Annotated in this window: 21 protein-coding genes and 1 pseudogene; 11 read left to right on the top strand and 11 right to left on the bottom strand. The window is 67.6% G+C overall.

What is annotated here, in order from left to right:
* The 5 genes and pseudogenes from HMPREF2581_RS15885 to HMPREF2581_RS15865 all read right to left on the bottom strand — a co-directional run.
* Positions 1–185, bottom strand: a pseudogene (locus HMPREF2581_RS15885) (DUF1329 domain-containing protein); the annotation flags it as partial.
* Positions 186–347: 162 nt separating this feature from the next.
* A complete protein-coding gene (trmB, locus tag HMPREF2581_RS15880) occupies positions 348–1,019 on the bottom strand; it encodes a tRNA (guanosine(46)-N7)-methyltransferase TrmB (protein WP_004365031.1) in 672 nt (223 codons plus the stop codon).
* A 153-nt stretch (positions 1,020–1,172) separates the two neighbouring features.
* Positions 1,173–1,970 (bottom strand): thiazole synthase, encoded by a 798-nt coding sequence (locus HMPREF2581_RS15875; RefSeq protein ID WP_003084517.1) that lies wholly within the window; start codon positions 1,968–1,970, stop codon positions 1,173–1,175.
* A gap of 58 nt (positions 1,971–2,028) precedes the next feature.
* Positions 2,029–2,229 carry a sulfur carrier protein ThiS gene (thiS, locus tag HMPREF2581_RS15870; protein ID WP_003084514.1) on the bottom strand — a complete coding sequence of 67 codons (201 nt, stop codon included), beginning with the start codon at positions 2,227–2,229 and terminating at the stop codon, positions 2,029–2,031.
* 102 nt (positions 2,230–2,331) lie between these two features.
* Positions 2,332–2,709: a DUF423 domain-containing protein gene (locus tag HMPREF2581_RS15865; RefSeq protein ID WP_003084513.1), complete on the bottom strand. Its 378-nt coding sequence runs from the start codon at positions 2,707–2,709 to the stop codon at positions 2,332–2,334.
* 36 nt (positions 2,710–2,745) lie between these two features.
* On the opposite strand from HMPREF2581_RS15865, the gene mtgA reads away from it, so the two are divergent.
* Complete coding sequence (gene mtgA / locus HMPREF2581_RS15860; protein ID WP_003100972.1) at positions 2,746–3,477, top strand: monofunctional biosynthetic peptidoglycan transglycosylase; 732 nt, start codon at positions 2,746–2,748, stop codon at positions 3,475–3,477.
* 4 nt (positions 3,478–3,481) lie between these two features.
* Here mtgA and HMPREF2581_RS15855 read toward each other — a convergent pair whose 3' ends face one another.
* The 5 genes from HMPREF2581_RS15855 to ftsY all read right to left on the bottom strand — a co-directional run bounded on the left by HMPREF2581_RS15855 (position 3,482) and on the right by ftsY (position 8,150).
* A complete protein-coding gene (locus tag HMPREF2581_RS15855; RefSeq protein WP_003084511.1) occupies positions 3,482–4,087 on the bottom strand; it encodes a hypothetical protein in 606 nt (201 codons plus the stop codon).
* A gap of 64 nt (positions 4,088–4,151) precedes the next feature.
* Positions 4,152–5,006 carry an RNA polymerase sigma factor RpoH gene (gene rpoH / locus HMPREF2581_RS15850; protein ID WP_003084510.1) on the bottom strand — a complete coding sequence of 285 codons (855 nt, stop codon included), beginning with the start codon at positions 5,004–5,006 and terminating at the stop codon, positions 4,152–4,154.
* 113 nt (positions 5,007–5,119) lie between these two features.
* Positions 5,120–6,127, bottom strand: a complete 1,008-nt coding sequence (gene ftsX / locus HMPREF2581_RS15845; RefSeq protein WP_003084508.1) for a permease-like cell division protein FtsX — start codon at positions 6,125–6,127, stop codon at positions 5,120–5,122.
* Complete coding sequence (gene ftsE / locus HMPREF2581_RS15840; protein ID WP_003084505.1) at positions 6,127–6,798, bottom strand: cell division ATP-binding protein FtsE; 672 nt, start codon at positions 6,796–6,798, stop codon at positions 6,127–6,129. Before ftsE ends, ftsX begins: the two co-directional genes overlap by 1 nt.
* A complete protein-coding gene (gene ftsY / locus HMPREF2581_RS15835) occupies positions 6,795–8,150 on the bottom strand; it encodes a signal recognition particle-docking protein FtsY (protein ID WP_004365026.1) in 1,356 nt (451 codons plus the stop codon). The genes ftsE and ftsY overlap by 4 nt, the downstream gene beginning before the upstream one ends.
* Before the next feature lie 120 nt (positions 8,151–8,270).
* Between ftsY and HMPREF2581_RS15830 the strand changes: the two genes are divergently transcribed.
* The 6 genes from HMPREF2581_RS15830 (at position 8,271) to HMPREF2581_RS15805 (ending at position 13,821) form a co-directional block, all read left to right on the top strand.
* Entirely contained in the window at positions 8,271–9,668 is a 1,398-nt protein-coding gene (locus HMPREF2581_RS15830) for a M16 family metallopeptidase (protein WP_003084498.1), read from the top strand.
* Complete coding sequence (locus HMPREF2581_RS15825) at positions 9,661–11,148, top strand: M16 family metallopeptidase (RefSeq protein ID WP_004365024.1); 1,488 nt, start codon at positions 9,661–9,663, stop codon at positions 11,146–11,148. The genes HMPREF2581_RS15830 and HMPREF2581_RS15825 overlap by 8 nt, the downstream gene beginning before the upstream one ends.
* The gene (gene rsmD / locus HMPREF2581_RS15820; protein WP_003102864.1) at positions 11,148–11,744 is read left to right on the top strand and encodes a 16S rRNA (guanine(966)-N(2))-methyltransferase RsmD; all 597 of its coding nucleotides are present in this window, start codon (positions 11,148–11,150) and stop codon (positions 11,742–11,744) included. The genes HMPREF2581_RS15825 and rsmD overlap by 1 nt, the downstream gene beginning before the upstream one ends.
* A gap of 2 nt (positions 11,745–11,746) precedes the next feature.
* Entirely contained in the window at positions 11,747–12,313 is a 567-nt protein-coding gene (locus HMPREF2581_RS15815; RefSeq protein WP_003110405.1) for a hypothetical protein, read from the top strand.
* 36 nt (positions 12,314–12,349) lie between these two features.
* Positions 12,350–13,348: a hydrolase gene (locus HMPREF2581_RS15810; protein WP_003084490.1), complete on the top strand. Its 999-nt coding sequence runs from the start codon at positions 12,350–12,352 to the stop codon at positions 13,346–13,348.
* 62 nt (positions 13,349–13,410) lie between these two features.
* Positions 13,411–13,821: a GNAT family N-acetyltransferase gene (locus HMPREF2581_RS15805; RefSeq protein ID WP_003084489.1), complete on the top strand. Its 411-nt coding sequence runs from the start codon at positions 13,411–13,413 to the stop codon at positions 13,819–13,821.
* Here the strand turns inward: HMPREF2581_RS15805 and HMPREF2581_RS15800 are convergent.
* Positions 13,806–14,453, bottom strand: coding sequence for a TetR/AcrR family transcriptional regulator (locus HMPREF2581_RS15800; protein ID WP_003084488.1), 648 nt, complete (start codon positions 14,451–14,453; stop codon positions 13,806–13,808). The genes HMPREF2581_RS15805 and HMPREF2581_RS15800 overlap by 16 nt on opposite strands.
* 288 nt (positions 14,454–14,741) lie before the next feature.
* Here HMPREF2581_RS15800 and HMPREF2581_RS15795 point away from each other — a divergent pair, with 288 nt between their 5' ends.
* The 4 genes from HMPREF2581_RS15795 to coaD all read left to right on the top strand — a co-directional run bounded on the left by HMPREF2581_RS15795 (position 14,742) and on the right by coaD (position 19,054).
* Entirely contained in the window at positions 14,742–16,172 is a 1,431-nt protein-coding gene (locus HMPREF2581_RS15795; RefSeq protein WP_004365023.1) for a coniferyl aldehyde dehydrogenase, read from the top strand.
* Between the two features lie 54 nt (positions 16,173–16,226).
* Entirely contained in the window at positions 16,227–16,775 is a 549-nt protein-coding gene (locus HMPREF2581_RS15790) for a hypothetical protein (protein ID WP_003084486.1), read from the top strand.
* A gap of 55 nt (positions 16,776–16,830) precedes the next feature.
* A complete protein-coding gene (locus HMPREF2581_RS15785) occupies positions 16,831–18,426 on the top strand; it encodes a GMC family oxidoreductase (RefSeq protein WP_003102870.1) in 1,596 nt (531 codons plus the stop codon).
* A 148-nt stretch (positions 18,427–18,574) separates the two neighbouring features.
* Positions 18,575–19,054: a pantetheine-phosphate adenylyltransferase gene (gene coaD / locus HMPREF2581_RS15780; RefSeq protein WP_003084466.1), complete on the top strand. Its 480-nt coding sequence runs from the start codon at positions 18,575–18,577 to the stop codon at positions 19,052–19,054.
* Positions 19,055–19,119: the final 65 nt, after the last annotated feature.

The following is a 19,119-nucleotide window of genomic DNA, read 5'->3' as shown; positions in this document are numbered from 1 at the left end:
CCGGCCGGCGCCTGGGTGATGCCGCCGGTCCAGGGCGGGATGCTGCCATCGGCGTTGCCGGCCCGCTCCGCTCCCAGCGGGGTCAGGTCCTGGTCCAGGCGTGCGGCCTGGACTTCGTCTACCTTGGCCTGCGCCGCCCAGGCGCAACCGGCCCCGAGCAACAGGATGCCCAGTTTCTTCAACACAGCAGTCTCCTTTGCAGCCGGCCGAGCCGTGCCGCTCTTATTATTGGATCCGGCCGAAGCCGGGAAACGTGCAGCTTGAAGGTGAGGTCCGCCGGGTGTTCCCGGTCTGCTTGGAGTCCCGGCGCCGGTTCGGCGCCAGGGATACGTCGCTGGTGCGGTGGATCAGTCGATGCGCTCGAACTTGAGGTCCCAGACGCCATGTCCCAGGCGCTCCCCGCGCCGTTCGAACTTGGTCACCGGACGCTCTTGCGGGCGCGCTACGAAGCGGCCGTCTTCGGCCTGGTTGCGGTAGCCCGGCGCCGCGCTCATGACGTCCAGCATGTGCTCGGCATAGGGCTCCCAGTCGGTGGCCATGTGCAGCACGCCGCCGACCTTCAGCTTGCGCCGCACCAGTTCGGCGAATTCCGGCTGGACGATCCGCCGCTTGTGGTGGCGCTTCTTGTGCCAGGGATCGGGGAAGAACAGCAGCAGCCGATCGAGGCTGGCGTCGGCCACGCAGTGGCGCAGCACTTCCAGCGCGTCGCAGCTATACACCCGCACGTTGCCCAGGCCCTGGGTCAGCAGGCCGTTGAGCAGCGCGCCGACGCCCGGCTTGTGCACCTCGACGCCGATGAAGTCGATGTCAGGCGCGGCGGCGGCCATTTCCAGGGTGGAATGGCCCATGCCGAAACCGATCTCGAAAGTCCGCGGCGCCTGGCGACCGAAGATCGCGTCGAAGTCCTGAACCTCATCGCTCAGTTCCAGGCCGAACTTCGGCCAGCCCAGGTCGAGGCCACGCTGCTGGCCTTCGGTCATGCGCCCGGCGCGCATCACGAAGCTCTTCACGGTGCGCATCGGCCGTGCTTCGTCGTGTTCCGCCAGGGAGCCCTGGGCCGGGGATTGCGGGGTATCGCTCATGGAAAAGAAAACCTTGCTAGAGACAGAAGGGCGGGCTGCCTGCCGGACGCTTCCCGCATCCGGCGGACAGCCCGCCCCAGGTAGTCGGTATCAGTCGATCAGGCCGTCCAGCGGCGACGAGGCGCTGGCATACAGCTTGCGCGGCATGCGTCCGGCCAGGTAGGCGAGGCGACCGGCGACGATCGCGTGCTTCATGGCCTCGGCCATCATCACCGGGTCCTTGGCATGGGCGATGGCGGTGTTCATCAGCACCGCCTCGCAACCCAGCTCCATGGCGATCGCTGCATCGGAAGCGGTGCCCACGCCGGCGTCGACCAGCACCGGGACCTTGGCTTCCTCGAGGATGATGCGCAGGTTGTAGGGGTTGCAGATGCCCAGGCCGGAGCCGATCAGGCCGGCCAGCGGCATCACCGCGATGCAGCCGATCTCGGCCAGCTGGCGGGCGATGATCGGGTCGTCGCTGGTGTACACCATCACGTCGAAGCCGTCCTTCACCAGTTGCTCGGCGGCCTTGAGGGTCTCGACGACGTTGGGGAACAGAGTCTTCTGGTCGGCGAGGACTTCCAGCTTGACCAGGTTGTGCCCGTCCAGCAGCTCGCGGGCCAGGCGGCAGGTGCGCACGGCCTCGACCGCGTCATAGCAGCCGGCGGTGTTCGGCAGGATGGTGTAGCGATCCGGCGGGATCACATCCAGTAGGTTCGGCTCGTCGGGATTCTGCCCGATGTTGGTGCGCCGCACCGCCACCGTGACGATCTCCGCTCCGGAGGCCTCGATGGCCCGGCGGGTCTCGTCGAGGTCCTTGTACTTGCCGGTCCCCACCAGCAGGCGCGAGCCATAGGTACGGCCGGCGATGACGAAGGGGGTATCGGTACTGGATGCTTGGCTCATCGGATGACTCCTGGATGGAAAGGCTTGCGGGGCCGATGGAAGGGTTCGGGGGCCAGGCCTAGCCGCCGCCGATGGCGTGGACGATCTCCACGCGGTCGCCATCCTTGAGCGCGGTGCTGGCGTGCTGGCTGCGCGGCACGATATCCAGGTTCAGCTCGACGGCCACGCGGCGGCCGCCAAGCTCCAGGCGGGCCAGCAGGTCCGCGACGCTCTGCGCGTCGGGCAGCTCGAAGGGCTCGCCGTTCAGTTGAATCTGCATGGCTGGACGGTCACGCAAGTGAAAGGGAGCGGCATTCTAGCCCGATCCACCCCGATGACCAAGGCGCCTTGTCGACAAGTGCGCCGCCTGAGGCAACCGGTCTCAGGCGTTGCCCAGGCGCCAGGCGGCCAGCCCCAGGCACAGCCAGCCGGCGAGGAAGGAGACGCCGCCGAACGGGGTGACGATGCCGAGCTTGCCGATGCCACTGAGGGTCAGCAGGTAGAGGCTGCCGGAGAACAGCAGGATGCCCAGCGTGAACAGGCCACCCGCCGCGCTCACCAGGCGGCCGTCCAGGCGGGTGGCGAGCAGCGCCACGCCGAACAGCGCCAGGGCGTGGATCAACTGGTAGTGCACGCCGGTCTGGAATACCGCCAGGTACTCGGCGCTGAGCTGCTTCTTCAGGCCGTGGGCGGCGAACGCCCCGAGGGCCACGCCGGTGAAACCGAAAAATGCCGCCAACAACAGGAAGGGACGAAGCATGGACAAGACTCCGGTGATAGCATCCAGCCCGCTATAATGGCCGCCCCCTTCTTCCAAGCCAAGCCGCGCATGTTGCGATCCCTGTTCCGCCGCCTGTTCAAGTACCTGCTCTGGTTCATGGCCGCCAGCGTCGTGCTGGTCGCGGTCCTGCGCTGGGTGCCGCCACCGGGGACCATGGTCATGGTCGAACGCAAGGTCGGCTCCTGGGTCGACGGCCAGCCCATCGACCTGCAGCGCGACTGGCGCTCCTGGGAGCAGTTGCCGGACAGCCTGAAGGTCGCGGTGATCGCCGGCGAGGACCAGCACTTCGCCGAGCACCACGGCTTCGACCTGCCGGCCATCCAGCAGGCCCTCGCGCACAACGAGCGCGGCGGCAGTATCCGCGGCGCCAGTACGCTCAGCCAGCAAGTGGCGAAGAACGTCTTCCTCTGGTCCGGGCGCAGTTGGCTGCGCAAGGGCCTGGAGGCCTGGTTCACCCTGCTGATCGAGACGCTCTGGACCAAGCAACGGATTCTCGAGGTCTACCTGAACAGCGCCGAATGGGGCCCGGGCGTCTTCGGCGCGCAGGCTGCGGCACGCTATCACTTCGGCCTCGACGCCGAGCGCCTGAGCCGCACCCAGGCCAGCCAGCTCGCCGCGGTGCTGCCCAGCCCGCTGAAATGGAGCGCGGCCAGGCCGGGCCCCTACGTGCGCCAGCGCGCGGCCTGGATTCGCCAGCAGATGTGGCAGTTGGGCGGCGACGACTACCTGCTGCGCCTGGAGCGCTGAAAGCTCAACGCGGCGGTTTTTCCAGGGCCTGGCGCGGCACCGCGAGCATCAGCCGCAAGTCGTCGTCCGGCAGGTGCGCGGTCAGGCCCAGTTGCGGATAGACCCAGGCCTCGCCCTGGGCCAGTTGCAGGCGCAGGCGCGGCTGGCCGAGACTGGCCAGCAGCCGCTCGGCACCAACCCTGCCTTCGGGAATCATGCTCAGCGCCACGATCGGCTTGTCGCCCAACTGTCCTTCCAATCCGGCGCTCAATGGCTGCGGCGCGCTGCCAGGCTGCAACGCGGATGCCCGCTGCAGGCTCAGTTGCTCCTCGGCGCTCAGACCCAGCTCGCCTTCCACCTGCCAGGGGCCGCCGTCGCCCAGCAGGCGGCCACGGAAGGCCAGGCGCACGCCATCCAGGCGCGGGTCCACCCACAGCTCGCCATCCACCGCGTCGTGCAGCTGGCGCAGGGTCAGGGCGTTGTCCGCCAACGGCGCCAGCACCTGCTCCTGCCAGTCGGCCAGCCACGGCAACGGCCGCGCCGGTTCCGGCGTACGGACCAGCCAGGCACCGACGACGAAGGTCAGGACCGCCAGCGACAGGTAGAACAGCCAGCGGGTATTGCGCGGCATGGGATTCCTCCGGGCAGAAAAAAACCGCACCCTTGCGGGGTGCGGTTTTCGCGAGGCGCGGCGATCAGGCGAGAATCCGCCCTTTCAGCTTGCTCATGGCGTTCTTTTCCAGCTGCCGGATACGCTCGGCGGAGACGTTGTACTTTTCCGCCAGGTCGTGCAGCGTGGCCTTCTCCTCGGACAGCCAGCGCTGCTGGAGAATGTCGCGGCTGCGCTCGTCGAGGCCTTCCAGCGCCTCGTGCAGGTTGGCGCTGGAGCTGTCGCTCCAGTCGGCGTCTTCCAACTGGCGCGCCGGGTCGTAGCGGTGGTCTTCGAGGTAATGCGCCGGCGACTGGTAGGCGCTCTCGTCGTCCGCGTCGGCGGCCGGGTCGAACGCCATGTCCTGGCCGGTCAGGCGGCTTTCCATCTCGCGCACTTCGCGGGGCTCGACCCCCAGGCTCTCGGCGACGCGATGGACTTCCTCGTTGTTCAACCAGGCCAGGCGCTTCTTCTGGCTGCGCAGGTTGAAGAACAGCTTGCGCTGCGCCTTGGTGGTGGCGACCTTGACGATCCGCCAGTTGCGCAGGATGAACTCGTGGATCTCCGCCTTGATCCAGTGCACGGCGAAGGACACCAGGCGAACGCCCATTTCCGGGTTGAAACGCTTCACGGCCTTCATCAGGCCGACGTTGCCTTCCTGGATCAGGTCGGCCTGGGCCAGGCCGTACCCCGAATAACTCTTGGCGATATGAACAACGAAGCGCAGGTGCGCCAACACCATCTGCCGCGCCGCTTCCAGGTCTTGCTGATAGAAGAGGCGTTCGGCCAGTTCACGCTCCTGCTCCGGCGACAACAGCGGAATGCTGTTCACCGAGTGCACATAGGCTTCCAGGTTTGCGCCTGGAACCAAGGCATGTACAGGTTGCAAAGAAGTGGTCATGCGAATCCTCCGATTCACGAAACTCGCGCAGTGTAGCACTCGGATATCTGACTGCAAGCGGGTGTATAAGTTCCTTTACAGCGACCCGCCGGCCGGTCGTGATTCCCCTGTCCTCAGCGCGGCGCCAGCTCGCGCAGGTGGCGGGCCACGGCCAGCCAGGCGCCGACCCAGCCAAGCAGCACCGCGCCGACGGTGAGCGACAGGCCGTCGTCCAGCGGCACGCCCTGCAGGCCGAAGTCGCTGCCGTACAGCCCTGAAAGGTTGACCACCGAACCGTTCAGCCAGTTCAGCGAATAGGCCAGCAGCGCCCAGGACAGGATGCCCGCGCCCAGGCCGTACAACGCGCCCATGTACAGGAATGGCCGGCGCACGTAACCGTCCGTCCCGCCGACCAGCTTGATCACCTCGATTTCGTTACGGCGATTTTCGATGTGCAGGCGGATGGTGTTGCCCACCACCAGCAAGAGAGTCAGCACCAGCAGGATAGTCAGGCCGAAGACGAAGCGTTCGCCGAGCTTTAGGATCGCGCTCAGGCGCTCGACCCATACCAGGTCGAGCTGCGCCTGCTGCACATGAGGCAGCTCCGCGAGCTGCTGGCGCAGTGCCTCCAGGCCGGCCCGATCGATCTGCTTGGGCGTGACCGAGATCACCGGCGGCAGTGGGTTCTCCGGCAGCTCCTTGAGCGCTTCGCCCAGGCCGGACTGTTCCTGCAATTCGCTGAGCGCCTGCTCGCGGCTGATCAGTTGGGCCTCGATCACGTCCGGCAGGCGCTCGATCTGCTCGCGCAGGTCCTGGCCCTGGTTTTCGCTGGTCTTCAGGTCGAGGAACAGGGAGATCTGCGCGGCGCGCTGCCAGGAGCCGCCGAGCCGTTCGACATTGTTCAGCAGCAGCGAAAGGCCCATCGGCAGGCTCAGGGTGATACCCATCACCAGGCAGGTGAAGAAGCTGCCGAACGGGTGGCCGAACAACCGGCGCAGGCTGTCCACCAGGCTGGCGCGATGGCTTTCCAGGTAGGCGCTGAACGAGCCGCTCCAGTCGGTCTGTTCCTGGCTCGGTTTCTCGCGGGTCTTGCGTTCCGGTGCGCCCTCTTCGGGGCCACGGGGAAGATCGTTGGCGCTCATCAGGCCTCGTCCTCACGGTCAGCGATGATCCGGCCACGCTGCAGGGTCAGCATGCGATGGCGCATACGGGCGATCAGGGCCAGGTCGTGGCTGGCGATCAGTACGGTGGTGCCCAGGCGATTGATATCCTCGAACACGCCCATGATTTCCGACGCGAGTCGCGGGTCGAGGTTGCCGGTGGGTTCGTCCGCCAGCAGCAGGGCCGGCTGGTGGACGATGGCGCGGGCAATGCCGACCCGCTGCTGCTGGCCGGTGGAAAGGTCGGAAGGCAACGCCTCGCCCTTTTCCTTCAGGTTCACCCGCTCCAGGGCCGAGGCCACGCGCTTGGCGATCTCCGGCTTGGGCATGCCGAGGATCTGCAGCGGCAGGGCGATGTTGTCCGCCACCGTACGATCGGTGAGCAGTTGGTGGTTCTGGAACACCACGCCGATCTGCCGGCGCAGGAAAGGGATCTGCGCGGTAGTGATGCGCCCCAGGTCCTGGCCGCCGAGCAACAGCTTGCCGCTGGTCGGTCGCTCCATCGCCAGGATGAGGCGCAGCAGGGTGCTCTTGCCGGCGCCGGAGTGGCCGGTGACGAAGAGGATCTCGCCACGGTGCACGCGGAAGGACACCTCGTGCAGGCCTACGTGGCCGTTGGGATAGCGTTTGCCGACCTGCTCGAAGCGGATCATGCGTTCTCCCGCTCTGCGAAGAGTGCCTGGACGAAGGCGTCGGCCTCGAAGGTACGGAGATCGTCGATCCCCTCGCCGACACCGATATAGCGGATCGGCAGGCCGAACTGCTTGGCCAGGGCGAAGATCACCCCGCCCTTGGCGGTGCCGTCCAGTTTGGTCAGGGCCAGGCCGGTCAGCTCCACCGCGAGGTTGAACTGCTTGGCCTGGTTGATGGCGTTCTGCCCGGTGCCGGCGTCGAGCACCAGCAGGACCTCATGGGGCGCCGTCTCGTCCAGCTTGCCGATCACCCGGCGCACCTTCTTCAGCTCCTCCATCAGGTTGTCCTTGGTATGCAGGCGTCCGGCGGTATCGGCGATCAGCACGTCGATGCCGCGGGCCTTGGCGGCCTGCACCGCGTCGAAGATCACCGAGGCGGAGTCGGCGCCGGTGTGCTGGGCGATCACCGGGATGCGGTTGCGCTCGCCCCAGACCTGCAACTGCTCCACGGCGGCGGCGCGGAAGGTGTCGCCGGCGGCCAGCATGACCTTCTTGCCCTCGAGTTGCAGCTTCTTCGCCAGCTTGCCGATGGTGGTGGTCTTGCCCACGCCGTTCACCCCGACCACCAGGATCACATAGGGCTCGCGCGCGACGTCGACCTGCAACGGCTGCTCCACCGGGCGCAGCAGGCTGGCCAGCTCTTCCTGCAGCGCCTTGTACAGCGCGCCGCTGTCGGCCAGCTCCTTGCGCGCCACGCGCTTGGTCAGGTTCTGCACGATCAGGGTGGTGGCCTCGACGCCGACGTCGGCGGTCAGCAGGCGCGTCTCGATGTCGTCGAGCAGGTCGTCGTCGATTTCCTTGCGGCCGAGGAACAGGCTGGCCATGCCTTCGCCGATGCTGGCGCTGGTCTTGGACAGTCCCTGCCGGAGGCGGGCGAAGAAGCCCGGCCTGGTCGCCGGCTCGCTGACTGCCGGAGCGGCGGCCAGCGGCGCAACGGGCTCGGGCTCGGGCTCGGGCTCGGGCTCGGGCTCGGCAGCGAGGATAGGCTCGGGTTGTGCGACGGGCGCCTCGGGGCGGGGCGAATGCTCCTCGGCCGACGCTGGCTCGTCACCGGCGAGCGGCGCTTCGGCAACCGGCGCCGGCGGCTCGGCCGGCTCGGCAGCGGAGGGCTGCTGCCGACCTGGCTGTTCTGTCAGGGATTGCGCCACGTCATCGGCAGGCGCGCGCTGCTCGGCGGCCGCTGTCTCGGAGACCGGCTCGACAGGCTGATCGGCAGGCTGCTCGCCGGCTTGCGGCTTTTTCCGCCACCAGCCGAACAGACCTTTCTTTTCCCCGCCCTGCGGGGCCTTCTTGTCGTCGTTGGAACCAAACATGAATGCTTGTATCTCAAGGGAGCGGCACGGGACGTGGCCGCCCGGAAAACGGATGGGTATCCTAGCATCTCCTCGCCCGACGGGGCTAAGGGTCCTGCCCCGCAGTGACCTGAGACCCCGGTGGCGGCACGAAAGGTCCAGATCACCATGAAAACCCCAGCTCGCCGCCGCGTCGGCCTGCTCCTAGCCAGCCTTTGTCTCCCGCTTTTCGCCCAGGCGGCGGAAACCCAGCCCACCCACGAGTTCAGCCTCGACAACGGCCTGAAGGTCATAGTGCGTGAAGACCACCGCGCCCCGGTGGTGGTTTCCCAACTCTGGTACAGGATCGGCTCCAGCTACGAGACACCCGGGCTCACCGGCCTGTCCCACGCCCTCGAACACATGATGTTCAAGGGCAGCCGCAAGCTCGGCCCGGGCGAAGCCTCGCGGGTGCTGCGCGACCTGGGTGCGGAAGAGAACGCCTTCACCACCGACGACTACACCGCCTATTACCAGGTCCTGGCCCGCGACCGCCTGCCGGTGGCGCTGGAGATGGAAGCCGACCGCATGGCCCACCTGAGCCTGCCGGCCGACCAGTTCAAGAGCGAGATCGAGGTGATCAAGGAGGAGCGCCGCCTGCGCACCGACGACAATCCCAACGCCCTCGCCTTCGAGCGCTTCAAGGCCGCCGCCTACCCGGCCAGCGGCTACCACACCCCGACCATCGGCTGGATGGCCGACCTGCAGCGCATGACCATCGACGACCTGCGCCACTGGTACGAATCCTGGTACGCGCCGAACAACGCCACCCTGGTAGTGGTCGGCGACGTCACCGCCGACGAGGTCAAGACCCTCGCCAAGCGCTACTTCGGCGAGATCCCCTGGCGCCAGCTACCGCCGGCGCGCAAGCCGCTGGAACTGGCCGAGCCCGGCGAGCGCCGGCTCAAGCTGTACGTACGCACCCAGCTGCCGAACCTGATCATGGGCTTCAATGTGCCCAGCCTGGGCAGCAGCGAGAACCCTCGCGAAGTCAACGCCCTGCGCCTGATCGGCGCGCTGCTCGATGGCGGCTACAGCGCCCGCCTGGCCTCGCGCCTGGAGCGCGGCGAGGAGCTGGTCGCCGGCGCCTCCACCTACTATGACGCGTTCAACCGCGGCGACAGCCTGTTCGTCCTCTCGGCCACGCCGAACGTGCAGAAGGGCAAGACTCTCGAGCAGGTCGAGGCCGGTCTGTGGAAGCAGCTCGATGACCTCAAGCAGAACCCGCCCAGCGCCGCGGAGATCGAGCGCGTGCGCGCGCAGATGATCGCCGGGATGGTCTACGAGAAGGACTCCATCGCCGCCCAGGCCAGCAGCATCGGCCAGCTGGAAAGCGTCGGCCTGTCCTGGAAGCTGATCGACCAGGACCTGGAGGCCCTCAAGGCAGTGACTCCGGACGATATCCAGAAAGCCGCCCGCACCTATTTCACCCCGTCGCGCCTGACCCTGGCGCAAGTGCTGCCTGTGAAGGCCGAGGAAAAGGAGGCCCGTCATGAGTGAGCGCACAGGGCTGCGTTATGGCCTGCTCGGCCTGATCGTCATCGCGTTGCTGGCCGCGCTGGCCTATTTCGTCGCGCGTCCCCCCCAGACCCCGGCGGCGGCCCATGCCGCGGCGGTCGAGGAAAACCAGTTGCAGTCGCTGAAGGACGTCGCCAAGCAGGCGCCGGTCCATCGCAAGCTGGACATCCAGGAATGGAAGACCGCCGAAGGTGCCAAGGTGCTGTTCGTCGAAGCCCATGAACTGCCGATGTTCGACCTGCGCCTGACCTTCGCCGCCGGCAGCAGCCAGGACGCCGGCACCCCCGGCCTGTCGATGCTGACCAACGCCATGCTCAACGAAGGCGTGCCAGGCAAGGACACCACTGCCATCGCCGCCGGCTTCGAGGACCTCGGCGCCTCGTTCAGCAACGGTTCCTACCGCGACATGGCGGTGGCCGGCCTGCGCAGCCTGTCCGACGCCGACAAGCGGACCCAGGCGCTGAAGCTGTTCGAACAGGTGATCGGCCAGCCGACCTTCCCCGAGGACGCCCTGGCACGCATCAAGAACCAGGTCCTGGCCGGTTTCGAGTACCAGAAGCAGAACCCCGGCAAGCTGGCCGGGCTGGAGCTGTTCAAGCGCCTCTATGGCGAGCATCCCTACGCGCACTCCAGCGACGGCGACGAAAAGTCCGTTCCACCGATCAGCCGCGAACAATTGCAGGCGTTCCACAAGAAAGCCTACGCCGCCGGCAACGTGGTCATCGCGCTGGTCGGCGACCTCTCGCGGCAGGAGGCCGAAGCGATCGCCGCGGAAGTCTCCAAGGCGCTGCCCCAGGGCCCGGCGCTGGCCAAGACCGCCCAGCCGGAAACGCCCAAGCCCGGCCTGACGCACATCGACTTCCCCTCCGAGCAGACCCACCTGATGCTCGCCCAGCTTGGCATCGACCGCCAGGATCCCGACTACGCGGCGCTCTACCTGGGCAACCAGATCCTCGGCGGCGGCGGCTTCGGCACCCGCCTGATGGACCAGGTGCGAGAAAAGCGCGGCCTGACCTACGGCATCTATTCCGGCTTCACCGCCATGCAGGCACGCGGTCCGTTCATGATCAACTTCCAGACCCGCGCCGAACTCAGCGAAGGTGCGCTGAAGCTGGTCCAGGACATCGTCCGCGACTACCTGGCCAACGGCCCGACCCAGAAGGAACTGGACGACGCCAAGCGCGAACTGGCCGGCAGCTTCCCGCTGTCCACCGCGAGCAACGCCGACATCGTCGGCCAGCTCGGCGCCATCGGTTTCTACGGCCTGCCGCTGGACTACCTGGAAAGCTTCCTCAAGCAGGTCGAGGGACTCAGCGTCGAACAGGTCAGGACCGCCATGGCCAAGCACCTGGACGCCGACGCCTTCGTCATCGTCAGCGCCGGCCCGAGCGTGCCGCAGAAACCCCTGCCGCCACCCACCGCCAAGCCGGCCCAGCAACCCAGCGGCGTTCCGGAGCATTGATGAGCAAACCTACTGCGAAAGCCCCCGGCCGCCACGGCGGCCAGGGACAGCTGCGGATCATCGGTGGCGAATGGCGCAGCCGGCGTTTCGTCTTTCCCGACGGGCCCGGCCTGCGACCGACCCCGGACCGGGTCCGCGAGACCCTGTTCAACTGGCTGGCACCCTATGTCGAAGGCGCACGGGTGCTCGATCCCTTCGCCGGCAGCGGCGCGCTGTTCCTCGAGGCGTTGTCGCGCGGCGCCCGCGAAGGGCTGGCCCTGGATACCAACGGCGAAGCGGTGGCGGCCCTGCGCAACCACCTCGACGCGCTCAAGTGCGGCACCGCCCAACTGGTCCTCGGCGATGCCGTGCGCTACCTGGGAAACCAGGCTCCGAGCGCCTTCGACCTGGTGTTCCTCGACCCGCCGTTCCATCAGAACCTGCTGCAGGACGCCTGCCGCCTGCTCGAAACCCGCGGCTGGCTGAACCCCGACGCCTGGATCTATACCGAGAGCGAGAGCGTCCCCTCGTCCCTCGGCCTGCCCGGAAACTGGCGGCTGCACCGGGAAAAGAAAGCCGGCAACGTACATTACGCGCTCTGGCAGCGGGGAGCCTGAGGATGAGCCCGGCTTCCGCGAGCATTCGCCAACGCCTGCTGGCGCTTGGCGAGCCTTGCGCGGCGCAATCCGCCGCCGACTGGCAGGGCGATATCGCCCTGCCCGCCGAGCTGGAGCGTTTCTACCGCGAGGTCGGCCCACTCGACTGCACCCTGGAGAGTGCCGGCAACCCATTTTTCCTGCCGTCCCTGGCCCGCCTCTGGCAGCGCCAGGCCGGCTACCGCTGGCACGGCATCAGCGGCGAGCGCCTGTCGGGCTGGCAGGACGACTGGCTGGTGGTGGCCGACCAGGGCGCCGACCCTTTCATCCTCGAGACCGGCAGCGGGCGCATACTCTTCGACCTGCATGGCGGCAGGGGCTGGGACCCGGCCCCGTGCTTCGACGACCTGTGGCAGATGGCGGCCAGCCTGGCCTGCTTCGGCGAGGTCTGGAGCGGCGCCGGCGAGGACATCCTGCTGGACGACTGCAGCGTCGCGCCCCGCTATCGGCAGCAGCTCGTCGACGAACTGCAACCGATCCTCGGTTCGCGCCAGCGGGCGGAGGACCTCGCCGACGAGTTCGGCTGGTAAGCTGGTGACCACACCACCACCGCCCATGACCTGCGCATGACCGCGTCCCCGACCTTCCAGCCCGCCTGGTGGCTGCCCAATCCGCACCTGCAGACCCTGTGGAGCCCGTTCTTCCGCCGCGGGCCGACCCTGGAACGGCAGCGCGAACGCCTGTGGCTGGCCGATGGCGACTTCATCGACCTCGACTGGGCCGGCCCGCACGATGCCGAAACCCCGCTGGTGCTGGCACTGCACGGCCTCACCGGGTCATCCTCGTCACACTACATCCTCGGTCTGCAGCGCGCCCTGCTGGAGCGCGGCTGGGCCAGCGTGGCGCTGAACTGGCGCGGTTGCTCGGGGGAGCCGAACCGCCTGCCGCGCGGCTACCATTCCGGGGTCAGCGACGACCTCGCCGAGGTGGTCGCGCACCTGCGCGCCAGGCGCCCGCAAGCGCCGCTGTACGCGGTCGGCTATTCGCTGGGCGGCAACGTGCTGCTCAAGTACCTGGGCGAAACCGCTGGGGACTGCCCGCTGCTCGGCGGCGTCGCGGTGTCGGTGCCGTTCCGCCTGGACGAGTGCGCCGACCGCATCGGCCTGGGCTTTTCCCGGGTCTACCAGGCGCACTTCATGAAGGCCATGCTGGCCTACGTGCAGGACAAGCAGCGGCTGTTCGGCGAGCAGGGCCAGGCGGAAGGCCTGGCCGCCCTGCAACGCCTCGGTCCGCTGGAGGGCATGCGCACCTTCTGGGACTTCGACGGCCGGGTCACCGCGCCGCTGCACGGCTTCGCCGACGCCAGGGATTACTATCGGCGCGCGTCCAGCCGCTACTACCTGCCGGACATCCGCACGCCGAGCCTGATCATCCATTCCAGCGACGACCCCTTCGTGTTCGCCCGCAGCCTGCCCGATCGCAGCGAACTGGCACCCTGCACCGAGCTGGAACTGCACGCCCGCGGCGGTCACGTCGGCTTCGTCGACGGCTCTCCGCGCCAGCCCACCTACTACTTGGAACGACGCATCCCCGACTGGCTGGAGGCCCGCCTGCGGCAGCACTGAGCTGGCCGGCGTCCGGCGACGGGCGGCAGAATAGGAACAGGCTGAAGGAAAAAGGGGGGCGAATGGAACTGACGCTGCGGCACAACCCGATGCTCGACGACGCCGACTGCGAGGCGATCCTGGCGATCCACGCGGCGGTCGGCTGGGACCGGCGCATGCCGCCTGCCGAGCTACGCACGCTGTACCAGCATTCCGGCTATTCCCTGCTGGCCGAACGCGACGGCCGCCTGGTCGGCCTGCTGCGCGCCGAGGAAGAAACACCGATTCGCGTCTGGCTGGCGGAAATCGCCGTGCTGCCCGGCGCACAGCGCAGCGGCGTCGGCGCAGCCCTGCTGCGGCGCTTCGCCGAGGATCACCGCGGCGCCTACCTGTTCACCGACGCCACCCTCGGTACCGAAGCCTTCTTCCGCCGCCACGGCATCCACATCCAGCAGGTGCTGGAGAAAACCCTGCGCGATCAGAGCGGCACGTAGAGCCGCTCGGAAATCCCGTCCACCGCATCCTGGGCCTGCGCCTCGATGTGCCCGCTCTCCAGCGCCAGCACCTGGTAGATGCCGCGACGCAGTTGCGCCTCGCTGAGGTCGCCGTCGAGATCGAGGGTGGTGCAGAGGAAGCGCACCCAGGAGGTGAGGATGATCCAGGCGTTGAGGGTCAGGGCCTCCAGCTGGGTCTCGTTCATCCGCAGGATGCCGGCCTCGGTGAAGCCCCGGTAGATCGCCTTGGCGTTGACCAGGCAACGCTGGGCGAAGGCGCGGTAGCGCGCCGCCAGCTCCGGGTCGCTTTCCAGCAGGTGCTCGAGGTCGCGGTGGAGGAAGCGGTAGCGCCACATCGCGGCCAGTAGCGCTTCCAGGTAGAAGGTCTTGTCGTCCACCGTCAGACCCCGCCCTTCGGGCAGGCGCAGGAAACTCTCGACGTGGCTTTCGTACTCGGCGAACAGCTCGGCGATGATCGCCTGCTTGTTCGGGTAGTGGTAGTAGAGGTTCCCAGGCGATATACCCAGGTGGGTGGCGATATGGTTGGTGGTGACGCTGCGCTCGCCCTGGGCGTTGAACAGTTCCAGGCTGGCCTGGGCGATGCGATCGCGGGTCTTGATGCGTGGTGCCATGGGGACGACGGGCTCGTTCGGGTAACAGTGCGGGGCGCGCCCCGCCGTGACAGCGTAGAAGGTACACAAAGCTGGCCGCCCGGGTCAGCCCCCGGGGTGGCGGCCGGCGACCGGCCCGCCTTTCGTTGGGTACGCAAGCGCCGGGCTGGCAGGCATGCTGTTTGACACTTTAGAGTATTTACTCTAGAAATCCAGCGACGCAGCGAAATTCATCGGACCGACCCAGGTCCGCCATAACGACAGACGCGCGGCCACGCAGCCGCCCACGCTTCGCCGAGGAGCCAGCCCATGGTCGCCGATATCGCCTACCTGCAGCAGAGCCAGCAGGAAATCAACCAGCTCGAAGCCCTCTTCGCCCGCCAGCGCGCCGCCTACCTGGCGCAGCCGATGCCCGACGCCACGCAGCGCGTGCAGTGGCTGAAGGCCCTGCGCGAGCTGCTGTTCAAGGAACAGCAGGCACTGATCGAGGCCATCGACCGGGACTTCAGCGCGCGCTCCGCCGACGAGACCCTGCTCGCCGAGATCATGCCCAGCCTGCACGGCATCCACTACGCCGCCAAGCGCGTGAAGAAATGGATGAAGCCCGCGCGCCGCGCGGTCGGCCTGCAATTCCAGCCGGCCTCGGCCCAGGTGGTGTACCAGCCGCTGGGCGTGGTCGGGGTGATCGTGCCTTGGAACTATCCGCTGTTCCTCTCCATCGGCCCGCTGACCGGGGCCCTCGCCGCCGGCAACCGGGTGATGATCAAGATGAGCGAGTCGACCCCGGCCACCGGGCGCCTGCTCAAGGACCTGCTGGCGCGGATCTTCCCCGAGGACCAGGTCGCCGTGGTGCTAGGCGAGGTAGACGTCGGCGTGGCCTTTTCCAAGCTGCCGTTCGACCACCTGCTGTTCACCGGCGCCACCAGCGTCGGCAAGCACGTGATGCGCGCCGCCGCCGAGAACCTGACCCCGGTCACCCTGGAGCTGGGCGGCAAGTCGCCGGCGATCATCTCCGACAGCGTGCCGATGAAGGACGCCGCCGAGCGGATCGCCTTCGGCAAGAGCCTCAACGCCGGGCAGACCTGCGTCGCGCCCGACTACGTGCTGGTACCGAGCCGGCGCGTCGAGGAATTCGTCAGTCAGTACAAGGAGGTGGTCCAGGGCTTCTTCCCGCGTCTTTCGGACAACCCCGACTACACCGCGATCATCAACGAGCGCCAGCTCGGCCGCCTCCGGGGCTATCTCGACGACGCCCGCGAGAAGGGCGCGACCCTCGTCCCGCTGTTCGCCGAAGGCCAGCAACGGCGCCTGCCGCAGACGCTGCTGCTGAACGTCAGCGACGACATGAAAGTGATGCAGGAGGAAATCTTCGGCCCGCTGCTGCCGGTGATCCCCTACGAGCGCCTGGAAGACGCCCTGGCCTACGTCAACCAGCGCCCGCGACCGCTGGCCCTGTACTACTTCGGCTACGACAAGGCGCAGCAGCAGCGCGTGCTGCACGAGACCCACTCAGGCGGTGTGTGTCTGAACGACACCCTGCTGCATGTCGCCCAGGACGACATCCCGTTCGGTGGCGTCGGTCCCTCCGGCATGGGCCACTACCATGGCCACGAAGGCTTCCTCACCTTCAGCAAGGCCAAGGGCGTGTTCAGCAAGCCGCGCTTCAACGCCGCGCGAATGATCTACCCGCCCTACGGCAAGTCGATCCAGAAGCTCGTCTACAAGCTGTTCGTGCGCTGAACCGGGGCGCGTGCGGCGCCCCCTCATTCCTACGCTGCAGGTGACATAACAACAATGAGCGACACCACTCTCGAAAGCGCCGGCCTGTCCCGACGCAGCCTGATGAAAGTCGGCCTGATCGGCGGCGCCTTCCTCGCCACCGCGGGCGTCACCGCCAGCCTCACCGGCTGTTCGGCGGAGAAACCGGCGAGCGGCCTGGAAAAGGTCCGCGAATCCGACCTGCCGTTCCTCCGTGCGCTGCTGCCGGTGATGCTGCTCGGCGCGGTTTCCGCCGAGCAGATGCCGAAAGCCGTGGAGGGCGCGATCCAGAGCCTCGACCACAACCTGGCGCGGCTCTCCCCGGAGATGTTCAAGCTCACCCAGCAACTCTTCGACGTGCTCGCCCTGCCGCTCACCCGTGGCCCGCTGACCGGTATCTGGGGCAGTTGGGAGAACGCCAGCGGCGACGACGTGCGGGCATTCCTTTCGCGCTGGGAAAACAGCTTCATCGGCCTGTTGCGGATGGGCCACAGTTCGCTGATGCAACTGGCGATGATGGCCTGGTACGCCCGCCCCGAGGCGTGGGCCCATTGTGGCTACCCCGGACCGCCGAAGATCGCTTGAGCCGCCCCCGGAACAATACGAAGAGCCCGAAGCCGCCTAGCCTGAGAGTGCATTCATGCCTGTACCCGATCTGTTCGCCGAGGGCCTCGCCCGCGGCTGGAAAACCTACAACGGCTCGCGCCTGGACGACGACCTGGAGCTGGAGGCCGACGTGGTCGTGGTCGGCACCGGCGCCGGCGGCGGCACCACCGCGGAAATCCTCAGCGCCGCCGGCCTGAAGGTGCTGCTGGTGGAAGAGGGCCCGCTGAAGACCAGCAGCGATTTCAAGATGCAGGAGGCCGACGCCTACCCCGAGCTGTACCAGGAAGGCATCGGCCGGATGAGCAAGGACGGCGCCATCACCATCCTCCAGGGCCGCGCCGTGGGCGGCACCACCCTGATCAACTGGACCAGCAGCTTCCGCACCCCGGAACCGACCCTGCAGCACTGGGCCCAGGTCTACGGGGTCAAGGGCCACAGCGCGGAGGACATGGCGCCCTGGTTCGAGAAAATGGAGCAGCGCCTGCACGTGGCGCCCTGGGCGCTGCCGCCGAATGCCAACAACGACGTGATCCGCCTGGGCTGCGAGAAGCTCGGCTATCACTGGAAGGTCATCCCGCGCAACGTCCTCGGTTGCTGGAACCTCGGCTACTGCGGCATGGGCTGCCCGGTCAACGCCAAGCAGTCGATGCTGGTCACCACCATCCCGGCGACCCTCGACAAGGGCGGCGAGCTGCTCTACCTGGCGCGCGCCAACCGCCTGCTGCTGGATGGCGACAAGGTGACGGGCCTCGAATGCCTGGGCATGGATGAGCGCTGCGTGGCGCCCAACGGCCGCCGGATCAGGGTCCGGGCCAGGCACTACGTGCTGTCCGGCGGCGGCATCAACACCCCGGCGATTCTTCTCCGCTCGAAGGCGCCTGATCCGAGCCAGCGGGTCGGCAAGCGCACCTTCCTGCACACGGTGAATTTCAGCGCAGGGCTGTTCGACCGGGTGATCAACCCCTTCTACGGCGCACCGCAGTCGATCTACTCCGACCATTTCCAATGGGACGACGGCGTCACCGGACGCATGTCCTACAAACTGGAGGTGCCGCCGCTGCAACCGTCGCTGGCCTCGGTGCTGCTCGGCGGCTTCGGCAGCGACAACGCCCTGCGCATGGAACAGCTACCGCATACCAACATGATGCTCGCCCTGCTCCGCGACGGCTTCCACCCGGACAGCGCGGAGGGCTCGGTCGGCCTGCGCGGCGACGACACCCCGGTGCTCGACTACCGAATGACCGACTACACCTGGGACGGTATCCGCCGTGCCTTCCATACCATGGCGGAGATCCAGTTCGCCGCCGGCGCCCGGGAAGTGCGGCCGGTGCACAGCGACGCGCGTAGCGCGAAGAACCTGCAGGAGGCGCGCGGGATCATCGACGGCCTGCGCCTGGAGATCTACCGCACGCGCCTGGGCAGCGCCCACGTCATGGGCGGCTGCGCCATGGGCGAAGACCCGGCCGTGGCGGTGGCCGACAGCCTCGGCCGCCATCACCACCTGCGAAACCTGTCGATCCACGACGGCTCGCTGTTCCCCACCAGCATCGGCGCCAACCCGCAGCTCTCGGTCTACGGTCTTACCGCGCAACTGGCCAGCGCGCTGGCCGAACGCCTGGCCAGGGCCTGAACCGCCGCCGGGCCGGCCGCGCGCCGCGGCAGCCGGCCCGGCGCCATCAGACCTATGGGCTAAAGGCCGATGGCCCGTGCGTCTTGGCCGCACGGGCATCCCTGCGCTACCATCCGATTCCCTTACGAAACCCTGCCAGGACGTAGCGATGAACCGAGTGCTGTACCCAGGCACCTTCGATCCCATCACCAAGGGTCACGGCGATCTGATCGAACGTGCTTCACGGCTTTTCGACCATGTGATCATCGCGGTCGCCGCCAGCCCCAAGAAGAACCCCCTGTTCAGCCTGGAACAGCGGGTGGCGCTGGCCCAGGAGGTCACCAAGCACCTGCCGAACGTCGAGGTGGTGGGCTTCTCCACCCTGCTGGCGCACTTCGTCAAGGAGCAGAAGGCGAATGTCTTCCTCCGCGGCCTGCGCGCGGTTTCCGACTTCGAGTACGAGTTCCAGTTGGCCAACATGAACCGCCAGCTCGCCCCCGACGTGGAAAGCATGTTCCTCACCCCGTCGGAGAAGTATTCCTTCATTTCCTCGACGCTGGTCCGGGAAATCGCCGCTCTCGGCGGGGATATCAGCAAGTTCGTGCATCCGGCCGTGGCAGACGCCCTGGCGGAACGTTTCAAGCGCTGATCCGCGTCTCTTCGCCGGCCTCCCGTCGGCGCCCCGCGTGCACTGCGGGCGCCGATGCGGCACAA

This window comes from Pseudomonas sp. HMSC057H01 (genome assembly GCF_001836405.1).
Taxonomy (GTDB): Bacteria; Pseudomonadota; Gammaproteobacteria; order Pseudomonadales; family Pseudomonadaceae; genus Pseudomonas; species Pseudomonas aeruginosa.
The sequence above is the reverse complement of the archived record's forward strand: the minus strand, read 5'-3'. Positions and strand labels throughout refer to the sequence as shown.

What these genes read in the sequence shown, in the direction of transcription:
- trmB (WP_004365031.1), bottom strand. Translation starts at nt 1,019, where the DNA reads ATGCGCACCGTGAAGAGCTTCGTGATGCGCGCCGGGCGCATGACCGAA.
- HMPREF2581_RS15875 (WP_003084517.1), bottom strand. Translation starts at nt 1,970, where the DNA reads ATGAGCCAAGCATCCAGTACCGATACCCCCTTCGTCATCGCCGGCCGT.
- thiS (WP_003084514.1), bottom strand. Translation starts at nt 2,229, where the DNA reads ATGCAGATTCAACTGAACGGCGAGCCCTTCGAGCTGCCCGACGCGCAG.
- HMPREF2581_RS15865 (WP_003084513.1), bottom strand. Translation starts at nt 2,709, where the DNA reads ATGCTTCGTCCCTTCCTGTTGTTGGCGGCATTTTTCGGTTTCACCGGC.
- mtgA (WP_003100972.1), top strand. Translation starts at nt 2,746, where the DNA reads ATGGCCGCCCCCTTCTTCCAAGCCAAGCCGCGCATGTTGCGATCCCTG.
- HMPREF2581_RS15855 (WP_003084511.1), bottom strand. Translation starts at nt 4,087, where the DNA reads ATGCCGCGCAATACCCGCTGGCTGTTCTACCTGTCGCTGGCGGTCCTG.
- rpoH (WP_003084510.1), bottom strand. Translation starts at nt 5,006, where the DNA reads ATGACCACTTCTTTGCAACCTGTACATGCCTTGGTTCCAGGCGCAAAC.
- ftsX (WP_003084508.1), bottom strand. Translation starts at nt 6,127, where the DNA reads ATGAGCGCCAACGATCTTCCCCGTGGCCCCGAAGAGGGCGCACCGGAA.
- ftsE (WP_003084505.1), bottom strand. Translation starts at nt 6,798, where the DNA reads ATGATCCGCTTCGAGCAGGTCGGCAAACGCTATCCCAACGGCCACGTA.
- ftsY (WP_004365026.1), bottom strand. Translation starts at nt 8,150, where the DNA reads ATGTTTGGTTCCAACGACGACAAGAAGGCCCCGCAGGGCGGGGAAAAG.
- HMPREF2581_RS15825 (WP_004365024.1), top strand. Translation starts at nt 9,661, where the DNA reads ATGAGTGAGCGCACAGGGCTGCGTTATGGCCTGCTCGGCCTGATCGTC.
- rsmD (WP_003102864.1), top strand. Translation starts at nt 11,148, where the DNA reads ATGAGCAAACCTACTGCGAAAGCCCCCGGCCGCCACGGCGGCCAGGGA.
- HMPREF2581_RS15815 (WP_003110405.1), top strand. Translation starts at nt 11,747, where the DNA reads ATGAGCCCGGCTTCCGCGAGCATTCGCCAACGCCTGCTGGCGCTTGGC.
- HMPREF2581_RS15810 (WP_003084490.1), top strand. Translation starts at nt 12,350, where the DNA reads ATGACCGCGTCCCCGACCTTCCAGCCCGCCTGGTGGCTGCCCAATCCG.
- HMPREF2581_RS15805 (WP_003084489.1), top strand. Translation starts at nt 13,411, where the DNA reads ATGGAACTGACGCTGCGGCACAACCCGATGCTCGACGACGCCGACTGC.
- HMPREF2581_RS15800 (WP_003084488.1), bottom strand. Translation starts at nt 14,453, where the DNA reads ATGGCACCACGCATCAAGACCCGCGATCGCATCGCCCAGGCCAGCCTG.
- HMPREF2581_RS15795 (WP_004365023.1), top strand. Translation starts at nt 14,742, where the DNA reads ATGGTCGCCGATATCGCCTACCTGCAGCAGAGCCAGCAGGAAATCAAC.
- HMPREF2581_RS15790 (WP_003084486.1), top strand. Translation starts at nt 16,227, where the DNA reads ATGAGCGACACCACTCTCGAAAGCGCCGGCCTGTCCCGACGCAGCCTG.
- HMPREF2581_RS15785 (WP_003102870.1), top strand. Translation starts at nt 16,831, where the DNA reads ATGCCTGTACCCGATCTGTTCGCCGAGGGCCTCGCCCGCGGCTGGAAA.
- coaD (WP_003084466.1), top strand. Translation starts at nt 18,575, where the DNA reads ATGAACCGAGTGCTGTACCCAGGCACCTTCGATCCCATCACCAAGGGT.